Source organism: Arenimonas sp., from assembly GCF_041913985.1.
In the GTDB taxonomy this organism is placed as follows: Bacteria; Pseudomonadota; Gammaproteobacteria; order Xanthomonadales; family Xanthomonadaceae; genus Arenimonas.
In genome coordinates, this window is record NZ_JAYSEG010000016.1 from 18,258 (window position 1) to 32,632 (window position 14,375).

General features: G+C 71.9%; 11 protein-coding genes. 10 read left to right on the forward strand and 1 reads right to left on the reverse strand.

Annotated elements, in window-relative coordinates; translation table 11 throughout:
* Nucleotides 1-63: 63 nt before the first annotated feature.
* The 8 genes from ACE3Q2_RS07285 (at nt 64) to ACE3Q2_RS07320 (ending at nt 9,682) form a co-directional block, all read left to right on the forward strand.
* A complete protein-coding gene (locus ACE3Q2_RS07285) occupies nt 64-783 on the forward strand; it encodes a 2OG-Fe(II) oxygenase (protein WP_374473560.1) in 720 nt (239 codons plus the stop codon).
* Between the two features lie 64 nt (nt 784-847).
* Nucleotides 848-1,147, forward strand: a complete 300-nt coding sequence (locus tag ACE3Q2_RS07290) for a YciI family protein (RefSeq protein ID WP_231694073.1) — start codon at nt 848-850, stop codon at nt 1,145-1,147.
* Complete coding sequence (locus ACE3Q2_RS07295) at nt 1,144-1,425, forward strand: BolA family protein (RefSeq protein WP_231694072.1); 282 nt, start codon at nt 1,144-1,146, stop codon at nt 1,423-1,425. Before ACE3Q2_RS07290 ends, ACE3Q2_RS07295 begins: the two co-directional genes overlap by 4 nt.
* Nucleotides 1,426-1,566: 141 nt before the next feature.
* A complete protein-coding gene (gene smc / locus ACE3Q2_RS07300; RefSeq protein WP_374473561.1) occupies nt 1,567-5,064 on the forward strand; it encodes a chromosome segregation protein SMC in 3,498 nt (1,165 codons plus the stop codon).
* A 51-nt stretch (nt 5,065-5,115) separates the two neighbouring features.
* On the forward strand, nt 5,116-5,886 hold the full coding sequence (gene zipA / locus ACE3Q2_RS07305; protein ID WP_374473562.1) for a cell division protein ZipA: 771 nt from the start codon (nt 5,116-5,118) through the stop codon (nt 5,884-5,886).
* A gap of 7 nt (nt 5,887-5,893) precedes the next feature.
* Nucleotides 5,894-8,020 (forward strand): NAD-dependent DNA ligase LigA, encoded by a 2,127-nt coding sequence (gene ligA, locus ACE3Q2_RS07310; protein ID WP_374473563.1) that lies wholly within the window; start codon nt 5,894-5,896, stop codon nt 8,018-8,020.
* A gap of 43 nt (nt 8,021-8,063) precedes the next feature.
* Nucleotides 8,064-9,032, forward strand: coding sequence for an EF-P lysine aminoacylase EpmA (gene epmA, locus ACE3Q2_RS07315; protein WP_374473564.1), 969 nt, complete (start codon nt 8,064-8,066; stop codon nt 9,030-9,032).
* Nucleotides 9,033-9,142: 110 nt separating this feature from the next.
* Nucleotides 9,143-9,682: a DUF3011 domain-containing protein gene (locus ACE3Q2_RS07320; RefSeq protein ID WP_374473565.1), complete on the forward strand. Its 540-nt coding sequence runs from the start codon at nt 9,143-9,145 to the stop codon at nt 9,680-9,682.
* 56 nt (nt 9,683-9,738) lie between these two features.
* Here ACE3Q2_RS07320 and ACE3Q2_RS07325 read toward each other — a convergent pair whose 3' ends face one another.
* Nucleotides 9,739-10,548: a hypothetical protein gene (locus ACE3Q2_RS07325; protein ID WP_374473566.1), complete on the reverse strand. Its 810-nt coding sequence runs from the start codon at nt 10,546-10,548 to the stop codon at nt 9,739-9,741.
* On the opposite strand from ACE3Q2_RS07325, the gene mtnA reads away from it, so the two are divergent.
* Nucleotides 10,547-11,605 carry an S-methyl-5-thioribose-1-phosphate isomerase gene (gene mtnA, locus ACE3Q2_RS07330; RefSeq protein ID WP_374473567.1) on the forward strand — a complete coding sequence of 353 codons (1,059 nt, stop codon included), beginning with the start codon at nt 10,547-10,549 and terminating at the stop codon, nt 11,603-11,605. The genes ACE3Q2_RS07325 and mtnA overlap by 2 nt on opposite strands.
* Before the next feature lie 127 nt (nt 11,606-11,732).
* On the forward strand, nt 11,733-14,339 hold the full coding sequence (gene gyrA, locus ACE3Q2_RS07335) for a DNA gyrase subunit A (protein WP_231694064.1): 2,607 nt from the start codon (nt 11,733-11,735) through the stop codon (nt 14,337-14,339).
* Nucleotides 14,340-14,375: the final 36 nt, after the last annotated feature.

Sequence of the window (14,375 nt, forward strand, 5' to 3'; positions counted from 1 at the left end):
CTGTCGCGGGCGGCCATGCGGAAGCGTTCGACACCGGTCGCGGCCACTCGCTATCGTTCGCGCATGGACTTCATCTTCGATCCGGCCCGCCTCGACGCCCTGGCCGCCCGCGAGCGCGCGGCCTATGCCGCCGCCGACCCCTTCCCGCACCTGGTCATCGACGACTTCCTGCGGCCCGAAGCCGCGCGGGCGATCTCGGCGGCCATCCCGGGCCCGCGGGACGACATCCCCTGGGACCGCTACGCCGCCACCGGCTTCGAGATGAAGCTGGCCACCTCGCGCGAAGAGGTGCTGCCGGAAACCGTGGTGCGCGCCCTGCACGAGCTCAACTCGGCGCCGATGATCCGCTTCCTGGAACAGCTCACCGGCATCGGACACCTGCTGCCCGACCCGCACCTGCTGGGCGGCGGCGTGCACCTGGTGGGGCCGGGCGGGCACCTGGGCGTGCACGCCGACTTCAACTGGCACCCGGCGCTGCAGGTGCACCGCCGCATCAACCTGCTCATCTATTTCAACGAAGGCTGGAAGCCGGAATACCTGGGCGACCTGGAACTGTGGGCCACCGACGCCTCGCACCGGGTGAGGTCCATCGCGCCGCTGTTCAACCGGGCCGTGGTCTTCAGTACCCGCAGCGACACCTTCCACGGCCACCCGGCGCCGCTGGCCACGCCCGAGGGCGTCTGGCGACGCTCGATCGCGATGTACTACTACACCGCGTCGCGGCCGGCGGAGGAGGTTCGCGAACCGCACAACACCCGCTACAAGGGCATGCACCTGGACTGAGGGTGCCGCCGGCGGCATTGCTGGGCCATAATGCCCGCGTGTCTTGGCGAAACAGGGGTCGCCAATGTGGTACGCCATCCTCGGAACCGACCGGGAAAACTCGCTCGCCGCGCGGCTTGAGTCGCGCCCGGCGCATCTTGCGCGCCTGCAGGCGCTGGCGGCCGAGGGCCGGCTGAAGCTGGCCGGCCCGCTGCCCGCCATCGACGCCGAGGACCCGGGTCCGGCCGGCTTCACCGGCAGCCTGGTGGTGGCCGAGTTCCCCGACCTGGCCGCCGCCCGCGCCTGGGCCGACGCCGACCCCTACCTGGCCGCCGGTGTGTACGTACGCGTCGAGGTCCGGCCGTTCCGGCCGGTGCTGCCATGAGCCTGCCGCGCGAGGAGCGGCCCGCCGCGATCCGGGCCATGCTCGAGGCCGCGCTGGCGCCCATCGAGCTGCAGGTGGTGGACGACAGCCACAAGCACGCCGGCCACGCCGGGGCCCGCGACGGCCGCGGCCATTTCTCCGTCGACATCGTCAGCCGGGCCTTCGCCGGGCTGCCACCGCTGGCCCGCCACCGCAAGGTCTACGCGGCCCTGGGCAGCCTGATGCAGAGCGACATCCACGCCCTCTCCATCCACGCCCGCACCCCCGAAGAAGCCTAGGCGGGAGCCGGCCGGGGCGCTGCTATACTGGCCCACGGCTGCGGTGTGGGGACCGCACTATGCCAATTAAAACAATGACTTGGGACACCCCCGTGCCCCGTGGCCGGCTCGTTTGGCCGGCCGACTGAGAACCCAGAACCGATGCGCCTTTCGACCATCAAGCTGTCCGGCTTCAAATCCTTCGTCGACCCCACGGTGATGCACCTGCCGACCAACATGACCGGCATCGTCGGTCCGAACGGCTGCGGCAAGTCCAACATCATCGACGCGGTGCGCTGGGTGATGGGCGAAAGCTCCGCCAGCCGCCTGCGCGGCGACTCGCTCACCGACGTGATCTTCTCGGGTTCCTCGGCGCGCAAGCCGGTGAGCCAGGCCCAGGTGGAGCTCATCTTCGACAACTCCGAGGGCAGCATCGGCGGCGAATACGCCCGCTATGCCGAAATCTCGGTCAAGCGCAGCGTCAGCCGCGACGGCCAGTCGAACTACTACCTCAACGGCGCGCGCTGCCGCCGCCGCGACATCACCGACCTGTTCCTGGGCACGGGCCTGGGCGCCCGCAGCTACTCGATCATCGAGCAGGGCATGATCAGCCAGATCATCGAGGCCAAGCCCGAGGACCTGCGCGTGTACCTGGAGGAGGCCGCCGGCATCTCCAAGTACAAGGAGCGGCGCAAGGAAACCGAGTCGCGCATCAAGAGCACGCGCGAGAACCTCGACCGCCTGGGCGACCTGCGCGAGGAAGTGGACAAGCAGCTCGAGCACCTCAAGCGCCAGGCCCGCGCCGCCGAGCAGTACCAGGCCCTGCAGGCCGAGCGCCTGAACAAGGACGCCCAGCTCAAGGCGCTGGAATTCCGGCGCTACGACGCCGACCTCAAGGCGCTCAACGACGCGCTCACCCAGGACGAGATCAGGCTGCAGTCGCTGCTGGCCGACCAGCGCCAGGCCGAGGCCCAGATCGAGGCCTGCCGCAGCCAGCATGGCGAGGCCAGCGAGGCGCTGGGCAAGGCCCAGGCCGAGGTCTACCGCGTGGGCGGCGAACTGGCCCGCATCGAACAGCAGATCCAGCACCAGAAGGAACTGCGCCAGCGCCTGGAAACCGCCCGCGCCGAGGCCGACGCGGCCTTCGCCCAGGTGGGCGAGCACATCAGCGGCGACGAGCGCCAGCTGGCCGAGCTGCACAACGCCATCGCCGCCGCCGACCCGCAGCTGGCCACGCTGCGCGAGCAGGACGGCGGCCGCCAGGAGGCCCTCAAGGCCGCCGAGGCCGCGCTGCACGACTGGCAGCAGCGCTGGGACGCCTATGCCAAGGCCCAGGCCGAGGCCGCGCGCTGGGCCGAGGTCGAGCGCACCAAGATCGAATACCTCGAGAAGCAGGCGCTCGACGCCGGCCGCCGCCGCGAGGCCCTGGCCAACGAGCGCGGCACCCTAGACACCAGCGCCATCACCACCGCGCTGGCCCAGCTCACCGCCGACCACGACGGCCAGAAGGCCGGGCTGGACGCCCTGGGCGAGCAGCTCGAGCAGCGCAAGGCCGCCCTCGGCGCCCTGCAGGAACAACAGCGCCAGCAACAGTCCGAGCTGGCGGAAGTGCGCAAGCAGGGCCAGGCCGCGCGCGGCCGCCTGTCGTCGCTCGAGGCGCTGCAGCACGCCGCGCTGGGCCAGGAAAAGAACGTCGCGCTCGACTGGCTCAAGGGCCAGGGCATCGACGGCAACGCCCGCCTGGGCGAGGCCCTGCAGGTGGAGGCCGGCTGGGAAACCGCGGTGGAAACCGTGCTCGGCAGCCTGCTCGAGGCCGTCACCGTGGACGCGCCGGCCGATTTCCTCGACGCCATCGCCAGCCTCGGCCAGGGCCGCGTCGCCCTGGTGAGCGGCGAGGCCAGCGGTTTCGCCGCGCCGGCGGGTTCGCTGGCCGCGAAGGTGCAGGGCCCCGACGCCGTGCGCCGCCTGCTGGCCAAGGTGCACGCCGCCGAAGACGCCTCCGCCGCGCGCCGGCTGGCGCTGGGCGAGGGCGAGGCCGCCATCACCCGCGCCGGCGAATGGCTCGGCCCGGGCTGGCTGCGCGTGCTGCGCAGCGGCGAGGCCCAGCAGGGCGCGCTGGCCCGCGAACGCGAGATCCAGTCGCTGCGCGCCGAAATCGACGCGCTGGCGAAGAAGGAGCAGGCCCTCAACGAAGGCCTCACTTCCATGCGCGACAAGCTGCTCGAGGCCGAGCAGCACCGCGAGGACGCCCAGCGCGCGCTCTACCTCGCGCACCGCAGCGTGTCCGAGCTGGCCGGCCAGCTGCAGGGCCAGAAGAGCCGGCTCGAATCGGCCCAGGCCCGCGTCGGGCGCATCGACGGCGAGCTGGCCACCCTGGCCACCACGCTGGAGGAATGCCAGGCCAACGCCCGCGAGGCGCGCGCGCGCCTGGAGCAGGCGGTGGCGAAGATGGGCGACCTCGAATCCGAGCGCCAGGCGCTCGACGCCCAGCGCCGCACGCTCGGCGAGCAGCGCGACGCCGCCCGCAACAGCGCCCGCGAGGCCCGCGACGCCGCCCACCAGCTGGCGCTCACGCTCGAATCGCAGCGCGCCCGCGTGGTGGCGCTGAGCCAGTCGCTGGCGCGCATGGGCAGCCAGAAGGCCCAGCTCGAGGTGCGCCTGAACGAACTGCAGGCCCAGCTCGCCGACGGCGACGCCCCGGTGGTGGCCCTGCAGGCCCAGCGCCAGTCCGCGCTCGACCAGCGCGTGGTGGTCGAGCGCGACCTGGCCGCCGCCCGCTCCGCGCTCGACGGCATCGAGGGCGAGATGCGCAAGTACGAGCAGGTGCGCCAGCAGCGCGACCAGCAGGCCCTGTCGCAGCGCGAGGCCATCTCGGCCAGGCGCCTGCAGCAGCAGGCGCTGGAGCTGCGCGCCAGCCAGCTGTCCGAGGCCATCGTGGCCGCCGGCCTGTCGCTCGACGAGGTGCTGGCTTCGCTCACCTCCGAGGCCGAGGTCGAGGCCTGGCAGAAGGCCGTGGCCGACATCGACGCCAAGATGCGCCGCCTCGAGCCGGTGAACCTGGCCGCCATCCAGGAATACGGCGAGCAGAGCGAGCGCAAGACCTACCTCGACGCCCAGAACGCCGACCTCACCTCGGCGCTGGAAACGCTGGAAGAGGCCATCCGCAAGATCGACCGCGAAACCCGCGGCCGCTTCAAGGAAACCTTCGACCGCGTCAACGCCGGCGTGCAGGAGCTCTACCCGCGCCTGTTCGGCGGCGGCCACGCCTACCTCGAGCTCACCGGCGAAGACCTGCTCGACACCGGCGTCTCGATCATGGCGCGCCCGCCGGGCAAGCGCGTGTCGAACATCTCGCTGCTCTCGGGCGGCGAGAAGGCGCTCACCGCCGTGGCCCTGGTGTTCGCCATCTTCCGGCTCAACCCGGCCCCGTTCTGCCTGCTCGACGAGGTGGACGCGCCGCTGGACGAGGCCAACGTCGGCCGCTTCAGCGCCATGGTCACCGAGATGAGCGAGAAGGTGCAGTTCCTGTTCGTCACCCACAACAAGGCGACGATGGAGGCGGCCAAGCAGCTCTCCGGCGTCACCATGCGCGAGCCGGGCGTGAGCCGCCTGGTGTCGGTGGACCTGGCCGAGGCCGCGCGCCTGGCCGGCGCCGCCTGACCCGGGCGACGAAATCGGGCATCATTCCGCGGGCAAACAGGGAGATCCACCATGCTCGAAGGACTCAGCGACACCACGCTGCTGCGCATCGCCATCGGCGTCGCGGCGCTGGTCCTGTTCGCGGTGATCATCTTCACCAGCCGGCGCAAGCCGGGGCAGGGCAAGCGCACGCCGGCCCCCGCGCGCGAGGCCGGTCCCGGTGGCCGCCAGGAGCCCACGCTGCGCGAAATCCTCGAGGCCGACGCCAGCACCGCCGAATCCGGCATGCCCGTGCAGCAGTCGGAACTCGACCTGCTCGAGAAGACCCTGGCCGGCGAACCCGTGCCCGACCGCGCGCCGGCCGGCCCGCCGGCGCCCGGCGCCCGTCCGGACGAGAACTTCGACAAGGTCGTCAGCCTGTTCCTGGCCGCGCGCGCCGGCCAGGCCTTCCACGGGCCCGACCTGGTGGTCGCGGCGGAGAAGGCCGGCCTGGTCTACGGCCACATGAACATCTTCCACCGCCTGGTGGACAACCACCCCGAGCTCGGCCCGGTGTTCAGCGTCGCCAACCTGGTCAAACCGGGTTCGTTCGACATGGCCAACATCCAGGAACTGCGCACGCCGGGCATCAGCTTCTTCATGGCGCTGCCGGGTCCCGTGTCGGCCCTGGACGCCTGGGACGCCATGCTGCCCACGGCGCAGCGCCTGGCCGAACTGCTCGATGGCGTGCTGCTGGACGAGGAGCGCAACGCGCTCGGCCGCCAGCGCATCGCGCACATCCGCGAGGACCTGCGCAACTACGACCGCAAGCAGAGCAAGTGGGACCTGCGTACCACCCGCTGACGCCGCCATGACCGACGTGGCCCATCGCGCCGCCGAGCTGCGGCGCCTGCTCGAAGACGCCAACCACCGCTACCACGTGCTCGACGACCCGGCCATCCCGGACGCCGAGTACGACGCGCTGCTGCGCGAGCTGCAGGCGCTGGAGGCGGCGCACCCGGCGCTGCGCGCGCCCGATTCGCCGACCCAGCGCGTCGGCGCCGGGGTGCTGCCGGGCTTCGAGCAGGTGGTGCACGAAGCGCCGATGCTGTCGCTCAACAACGCCTTTAGCGACGAGGAAGTGGCGGAGTTCGTCGGCCGCATCGAGCGCGAACTGGGCGTGGCGGAGCCGGAGTTCTCGGTCGAGCCCAAGCTCGACGGCCTGGCCATCAGCCTGCGCTACGAGCAGGGCGTGTTCGTGCGCGGCGCCACCCGCGGCGACGGCGCCACCGGCGAGGACGTCACCCAGAACCTGCGCACGGTGAAGGCCATCCCGCTGCGCCTGCGCGGCGCCGCGCCCGCGGTGCTGGAAGTGCGCGGCGAGGTTTACATGCCGCGCGCCGGCTTCGAGGCCTACAACGAACGCATGCGCGCCACCGGCGGCAAGGTGCTGGCGAACCCGCGCAACGGCGCGGCCGGCTCGCTGCGCCAGCTGGACCCGAAGCTGGCCGCCGCGCGGCCGCTGAGCTTCTACGCCTACGGCCTGGGCGTCACCGAGGGCTGGGCGGTGCCGTCGCGGCATTCGCAGATGCTCCAGGCGCTCAAGGCCTTCGGTTTCCCGGTGTCGCCGGAGGTGTCGGTGGCGCGCGGGACGCGGGGCCTGCTCGACTATTTCGCCGCCGTCGGCGCGCGCCGCGACGCGCTGCCCTACGACATCGACGGCGTGGTCTACAAGCTCGACCGCCAGGACCAGCAGGCCGCGATGGGCTTCGTCTCGCGCGCGCCGCGCTGGGCCATCGCGCACAAGTTCCCGGCGCAGGAGCAGCTCACCACGGTCGAAGCCATCGAAGTGCAGGTGGGCCGCACCGGCGCGCTGACGCCGGTGGCGCGGCTGGCGCCGGTGCAGGTGGCCGGCGTCACGGTCACCAACGCCACGCTGCACAACGCCGACCAGATCGCGCGCCTGGACGTGCGCGTGGGCGATACCGTGATCGTGCGCCGCGCCGGCGACGTGATCCCGGAGGTGGTGCGCGTGGTCGACGAGCGCCGCCCGCGCGACGCCCGCGGCGAGCCGCTGCACCCGCCCTACGAATTCCCGTCCGCGTGCCCGGCCTGCGGTTCTCACACCGAGGCGGTGCGCAAGGTGCTCAGGCAGACCAAGGCCGGCGGCATCGAATACGCCGAGGGCGCGGCCATCGTCTGCACCGGCGGCCTGTTCTGCCCGGCCCAGCGCAAGCAGGCGGTGATCCACTTCGCCTCGCGCAAGGCCATGGACATCGAGGGCCTGGGCGAGCGCTTCATCGAGGACCTGGTGGATTTCGGCTACGTGCGCACGGTGGCCGACCTGTACGCGCTCACGCTGGAAGACTTCCTGGAAATGAAGCGCCGCGCCGACGAGCGCGACGGCACCGTGCCCGAGACCGTGAAGGCCGGCAAGGTGGCCACCCGGTGGGCCGAGAACCTGGTCGAGGCCATCGCCGCCAGCAAGGCCACCACGCTCGAGCGCCTGCTGTTCGCGCTGGGCATCCGCGACGTGGGCGAATCCACCGCGCGCGTGCTGGCACGCTGGTTTGGCGCGCTCGACCCGGTGATGGACGCCGGCGAGGCGGCCCTGCTGGAGGTGCCCGACGTGGGCCCGGTGGTGGCCGCGCGCATCGCCGGCTTCTTCGCCGAGCCGCACAACCGCGAAGTGATCGCCGCCCTGCGCGCCGCCGGCGTGCGCTGGCCGGAAGGCGCTCCGCAGCGTGCCGCCGAGGGTCCGCTGGCCGGGCAGACCGTGGTGCTCACCGGCGCGCTGGCCGCGCTCACCCGCGACGAGGCCGGCGCCCGCCTGCAGGCCCTGGGCGCCAAGGTGGCCGGCAGCGTGTCGAAGAAAACCACGTTCCTGGTCGCCGGCGAAGCCGCCGGTTCCAAGCTCGACAAGGCCCGGGAACTCGGCGTCGAGGTCTGGGACGAGGCCCGGCTGCTGGCCTTCCTGGCCGAAAACGAGCCTGTTTGACGCCAGTCATCCCGGCGCCCCGGCCCGGGCGTAGAGTGTGCGCATGAAGAACAGCAAGCCCACCGCCACCGCCAAGGCCCTGCGCCTGCGCGCCGACCTGTACGCGCTGATCCGGCGCTTCTTCGCCGAGCGCGGCGTGCTCGAGGTCGAGACCCCGGTGCTTTCGATGGCCGGCAACACCGACCCGAACATCGAGAGCTTCACCCTGCAGTTCGACGGCCCGAAGTCGGCCGGCGCCGCCACCCGCTGGCTGCGCACCTCGCCGGAGTTCCCGCTCAAGCGCCTGCTGGCCGCGGGCGTCGGCGACTGCTACGAGCTGGGCAAGGTGTTCCGCAACGGCGAGGCGGGCGCGCGCCACAACCCCGAGTTCACCATGCTCGAGTGGTACCGCGTGGGCTGGACCCACCACCAGCTGATGGACGAGACCGCCGAACTGCTCAAGGCCGCGCTGGCCCTGGCCGGCCGCCGCGCCACGGTGCGCGACACCAGCTTCCGCCAGCTCTACCTCGACAAGTTCGGCTTCGACCCGATGACCGCGCCTGAGGAAGAGCTGCGCTCGCCGCTGGGCGTGTACGACATCGACCCGGCCGGCCTCACCCGCGACGACTGGCTGGACCTGCTGATGACCCACCTCATCCAGCCGTCCATCCCCGCCAGCCGCATCCTGCTGGTGTACGACTACCCGGTGAGCCAGTGCGCGCTGGCGAAGATCCGCCCGGGCCAGCCGCCGGTGGCCGAGCGTTTCGAGGCCTACCTGGGCCCGCTGGAGATGGCCAACGGCTACCACGAGCTCACCGACCCGGCCGAACAGCGCGCCCGTTTCGAAGCCGACCTGGCCCGCCGCCGCGCCCGCAACGCCGCCGAGCCCGCCATCGACGAACGGCTGCTCGCGGCGCTGCCCAAGCTGCCCGACTGCGCCGGCGTGGCGCTCGGCGTCGACCGCCTGATGATGGCCCTGCTGGGCACCGACAAGATCGCCGACGTGGTGGCCTTCCCGTTCGAACGGGCATGAATCGAATCTGAGCCGGCGTGGCCGTGGCCGGGGTGGTTGGCCGCGTATTCATGCGCGGCTGCCTAGATTCGAACCGTCGGCCAGCGGGCCGGCGTGACGGAGCCAAGACGATGACCCGAATCCTCCTTGCCGTGCTGGTGCTGGTGGCCGCGCTTCCCCAGGTGGCGCGCGCCGACGACCGCTACTACCGCGACGATGGTCCGCGCACCCTGCGCTGCGAATCCCGCGGCGAACGCGACCGCTACTGCCCGGCCGACACCCGCGGCGGCGTGCGCATCGTCGACCAGTATTCGCGCCAGGCCTGCGTGCTCGGCCGCACCTGGGGCTACGACCGCGGTGGCGTCTGGGTGGCGCACGGCTGCCGCGCCCGCTTCGAGATCGGCGGCGGCGCCTACGGTCGTCCCGGTTACGGCCGGCCCCCGGCTTACGGCGGCCGCCGCCCGGGCTACGGCTACGGCGAACCGCAGTTGGTGCGCTGCGAGTCCCGCGACGGCCGTTCGCGCTTCTGCCCGGTGCCGGGCCCGGTGCGCGAAGCCGACATCCAGCGCCAGCTCAGCCGCACGCCCTGCGACTACGGCTACAGCTGGGGCCTGCGCCGCGGTGGCATCTGGGTGGACCGCGGCTGCCGCGCGGACTTCGTCGTGTACTGAGGCGACGCCCCGGCGAAACACCCACGGAACCCGGCCTCGCGCCGGGTTCCTTCGTTTCAGGCCTTCGGTTTGCGCGGCGCGGCGGCCTTGCGGGGCGCCGCGGCCTTGCGCGGTGCCCGCTTGCGCGCGGGGGCCTTCGCCGGCGCGGCGGGTTTCGGCGGCATCGCCAGCCCGGTCAGCTGCCGGCCCAGCGCGGTGGCCAGCTTGAGCGGCGGCATCGCCAGCGACAGCGCCTCGGTGCTCCAGGCCTTGAGCGTGGACGGCGCGAGGTTGAGCGCGCTGGCCAGCGGCGCCGGCAGCCAGTCGGCGCCGGCCTTGCGCAGGCGGCAGACGCTGTCGGCGTAGCGACCCGCGGCCCAGGTTTCGGCCACCGCGCGCACGGTGGCGGTGACCAGCGGCTCGAGCGGCGTGTAGCGCATCAGCGGCGCGGCGAGCGCATCCGGCAGCCAGCCGCGCAGCAGGCCGCGCAGGCCCTCGCGGGTAGCCAGCGGGCTGAGCACGGCCTGGGTCTGGGCCACGGCCAGCACGCCTTCCACTTCCCAGGCCGCCGGCTTGAGCCGGTAGCGCTGGTAGATGGCCTGGACCAGGCCGCGCTGGATGTCCCCGGCCGACTCGCGGCTGCCGGCGTAGCGCACGCCCGCGGGCACCAGCGGGCGCAGCAGCGGCAGCACGTCCAGCGACACCTGCAGGGCGGCGCCGGCGCCGGCCTTCACGCAGGCGGCGTGCAGCAGGCCCTCGATGCCGGCGTCGGGGTTCTCGGCGGTCTTGCGGCGGGTCGGGCGGCTGGCCATGGCCGAAGCATAACGCGGCGGCCGCGCGGCGCGGCTTGGTAAACTCGGGCGCTTGACCTTCACGGACGCCGCCATGGATTTCGACCGCTACGACCGCATCCGCCCGATCCGCTGGCAGGGCGACCACCTGGCGCTGCTGGACCAGCGCAAGCTGCCCTTCGTGGTCGAGGACGTGGCCTGCGCCGACAGCGACGCGGTGGCCCGCGCCATCCACGACCTGGTGGTGCGCGGCGCTCCGGCCATCGGCATTTCCGCCGCCTGGGGCGCGGTGCTGGCGGGGCGGGGCGTGCAGGCGGCCGACGGCGCCCGGGCGCTGGAAGCGCTGGCCCCGGCGCTGGACCGCCTGCAGGCCGCGCGTCCGACCGCGGTGAACCTGATGTGGGCCCTGGCCCGCATCCGCCGCGTGCTGGCCGGCGCCGGCGCCGACTGGCGCGAGGTGCTCGAGCGCGAGGCCCGTGCCATCGAAACCGAAGACCTGGCCGCGAACCGCCGCATGGGCGCCCTCGGCGCCGCGCTGATCGCGCCCGGCAGCGGCGTGCTCACGCACTGCAACACCGGTTCGCTGGCCACCGCCGGCTTCGGCACCGCCCTGGGCGTGATCCGCGCCGGCGTCGCCGAGGGCCGCATTGCCAAGGTCTACGCCAGCGAAACCCGGCCCTGGCTGCAGGGCGCCCGCCTGACGGCCTGGGAGCTGCTGCAGGACGGCATCCCCGCCACGCTCATCGCCGACGGCGCCGCCGCCCACCTGATGAAGGGCGGGGCGGTGCAGTGGGTCATCGTCGGCGCCGACCGCATCTGCGCCAACGGCGACACCGCCAACAAGATCGGCACCTATTCGCACGCCATCGCCGCCCGCCACCACGGCGCGAAGGTGATGGTGGTGGCGCCCTCGTCCACCGTGGACATGGCCACGCCGGGCGGCGAGGGCATCGAGATCGAGATGCGCGACCCCGCCGAACTGCTGTCCGTGGCCGGCACCCGCACGGTCGCCGAGGGCGTGCAGGCCTGGAACCCGGTGTTCGACGTGACGCCCGCCGGGCTGATCGATGCGATCGTCACCGAGAAGGGCGTGGTGGAGCGCCCGGACGCGGCCCGCATGGCCGCGCTTTTTGGCCCCGGAAGCACGGCCTAAGTGCTTGTTTTTCGCCGCCTAAGCCACCCCGTCGAGGGGTGGTTTCTGGTATGATTTCACGTCCCTGAAAGCACGCGCGCCGCGAGCCCTCGCGCCGCCCTCCCGCACGTAGGAAATGGAAGCACGAATGGCAGACCTCGCGAAGGAAATCATCCCGGTCAACCTCGAAGACGAGATGCGCAAGAGCTACCTCGATTACGCCATGAGCGTGATCGTCGGCCGCGCGCTCCCGGATGTCCGCGACGGCCTCAAGCCCGTGCACCGCCGCGTCCTGTTCGCCATGAACGAGCTGGGCGCGCACAGCAACAAGCCCTACTACAAGTCGGCCCGAATCGTCGGTGACGTCATCGGCAAGTACCACCCGCACGGCGACCAGTCGGTGTACGACACCCTGGTGCGCATGGCGCAGCCGTTCTCGCTGCGCTACCTGCTGGTGGACGGCCAGGGCAACTTCGGCTCGGTCGACGGCGACTCCGCCGCCGCCATGCGTTACACCGAGGCGCGCATGTCGCGCCTGGCGCACGAGCTGATGGCCGACATCGACAAGGAAACCGTCGACTTCCAGCCCAACTACGACGAGAAGGAGCTCGAGCCGACGGTGATGCCGTCGCGCTTCCCGAACCTGCTGGTCAACGGCTCGGCCGGCATCGCGGTGGGCATGGCCACCAACATCCCGCCGCACAACCTGGGCGAGGTGATCGACGCGGTCATCGCGCTCATCGACGACCCGAACGCCGGCATCGGCGACCTGATGCAGTACATCCCGGGCCCCGACTTCCCCACCGCCGGCATCATCAACGGCGCCGCCGGCATCCACGCGGCCTACCACACCGGCCGCGGCCGGGTGCGCATCCGCGCCCGCGCCGAGGTGGAAATCAACGAGGACAACGGCCGCGAGGCCATCGTCGTCACCGAGTTGCCCTACCAGGTCAACAAGGCCCGCCTGATCGAGAAGATCGCCGAGCTGGTGAAGGAAAAGAAGATCGAGGGCATCTCGGAGCTGCGCGACGAGTCCGACAAGGACGGCATGCGCGTCTACATCGAGGTCAAGCGCGGCGAGTCGGCCGAGGTGGTGCTCAACAACCTGTACCTGCAGACGCCGATGGAGTCGGTGTTCGGCATCAACATGGTGGCGCTGGTCGACGGCCGCCCGCAGGTGCTCAACCTCAAGCAGATGCTCGAGGCCTTCATCCGCCACCGCCGCGAGGTGGTCACGCGCCGCACCATCTTCGAGCTGCGCAAGGCCCGCGCCCGCGCCCACATCCTCGAGGGCCTGACGGTCGCACTGGCGAACATCGACGAGATGATCGAGCTGATCAAGACCTCCGAGAACCCGGTGGTCGCCAAGGAGCGCATGCTGGCGCGCACCTGGCAGCCCGGCCTGGTCGGCGCGCTGCTGGCCGCGGCCGGCGCCGAGGCTTCGCGCCCCGAGGACCTGCCGGCCGGCGTCGGCCTGGTCACCGGCGGCTACCAGCTCACCGAGGTGCAGGCCCAGCAGATCCTGGAAATGCGCCTGCACCGCCTGACCGGCCTGGAGCAGGAAAAGCTCACCGACGAATACAAGCAGCTGCTCGAGGTCATCCGCGGCTTGATCGAAATCCTCGAGAACCCGGAAGTGCTGCTCGAGGTGATCCGCACCGAGCTGCGCAACCTGCGCGAGGAATACGCCGACGCGCGCCGCACCGAGATCCGCCCGGGCGAGGAAGACCTCGACGTGCTCGACCTGATCGCCTCGGAAGACGTGGTGGTCACGCTCTCGCACGCCGGCTACGCCAAGCGCCAGCCGCTCACCACCTACCGCGCGCAGAAGCGCGGCGGCAAGGGCCGCTCGGCCACGGCGGTGAAGGAGGAAGACTTCATCGACCGCCTGTGGGTGGTGAACACGCACGACACGCTGCTCACCTTCACCAGCACCGGCCGCGTGTTCTGGCTGAAGGTGTACCAGCTGCCCGACGCCGGCCCGAACTCGCGCGGCCGCCCCATCATCAACTGGATCCCGTTGCAGGAAGGCGAGAAGGTGCAGGCCGTGCTGCCGGTGCGCGAGTTCGGCGACGACCACTTCGTGTTCTTCGCCACCCGCGACGGCACCGTCAAGAAGACCCCGCTGAGCGAATACTCGCGCCCGCGCTCCACCGGCATCTGGGCCATCAACCTCGACGAGGGCGACGGCCTGGTGGACGTGCAGCTCACCGACGGCAACCGCAACGTGATGCTGTTCGCCAGCAACGGCAAGGCCGTGCGCTTCGACGAGAGCGAAGTGCGCCCGATGGGCCGCACCGCCACCGGCGTGCGCGGCATGCGCCTGAAGGACGACGGCGAGGGCCAGGCCGCCAAGGTCGTGTCCATGATCGTGGTGGACGGCGAGGGCGACATCCTCACCGCCAGCGAGAACGGCTTCGGCAAGCGCACCGCCGTGTCGGAGTTCCCGCGCAAGGGCCGCGGCACCCAGGGCGTCATCGCCATGCAGACCAGCGAGCGCAACGGCGAGCTGGTGGGCGCCATCCAGCTCACCGAGGAGCACGAGATCCTGCTGATCTCCGACCAGGGCACCCTGGTGCGCACCCGCGCCGCCGAGGTCAGCCAGGTGGGCCGTAACACCCAGGGCGTCACCCTGATGCGCGTGGCCGAGGACGAGAAGCTGATCGCGGTCGAGCGCGTGGACGTGCTCGAGGCCGAGGCCGAGGACGCCGAGGCGGCCCCGACGGAGCCGTCACAGCCGCAGCCGGAAGCTTGATCCCCGGCAGGCCGCGCGGAACCTTCCGCGCGGCCT

Bases quoted from the DNA above. Each gene is read 5' to 3' on its own strand.
- ACE3Q2_RS07285 (WP_374473560.1), top strand. From the start codon at position 64: ATGGACTTCATCTTCGATCCGGCCCGCCTCGACGCCCTGGCCGCCCGC.
- ACE3Q2_RS07290 (WP_231694073.1), top strand. From the start codon at position 848: ATGTGGTACGCCATCCTCGGAACCGACCGGGAAAACTCGCTCGCCGCG.
- ACE3Q2_RS07295 (WP_231694072.1), top strand. From the start codon at position 1,144: ATGAGCCTGCCGCGCGAGGAGCGGCCCGCCGCGATCCGGGCCATGCTC.
- smc (WP_374473561.1), top strand. From the start codon at position 1,567: ATGCGCCTTTCGACCATCAAGCTGTCCGGCTTCAAATCCTTCGTCGAC.
- zipA (WP_374473562.1), top strand. From the start codon at position 5,116: ATGCTCGAAGGACTCAGCGACACCACGCTGCTGCGCATCGCCATCGGC.
- ligA (WP_374473563.1), top strand. From the start codon at position 5,894: ATGACCGACGTGGCCCATCGCGCCGCCGAGCTGCGGCGCCTGCTCGAA.
- epmA (WP_374473564.1), top strand. From the start codon at position 8,064: ATGAAGAACAGCAAGCCCACCGCCACCGCCAAGGCCCTGCGCCTGCGC.
- ACE3Q2_RS07320 (WP_374473565.1), top strand. From the start codon at position 9,143: ATGACCCGAATCCTCCTTGCCGTGCTGGTGCTGGTGGCCGCGCTTCCC.
- mtnA (WP_374473567.1), top strand. From the start codon at position 10,547: ATGGATTTCGACCGCTACGACCGCATCCGCCCGATCCGCTGGCAGGGC.
- ACE3Q2_RS07325 (WP_374473566.1), bottom strand. From the start codon at position 10,548: ATGGCGGCGTCCGTGAAGGTCAAGCGCCCGAGTTTACCAAGCCGCGCC.
- gyrA (WP_231694064.1), top strand. From the start codon at position 11,733: ATGGCAGACCTCGCGAAGGAAATCATCCCGGTCAACCTCGAAGACGAG.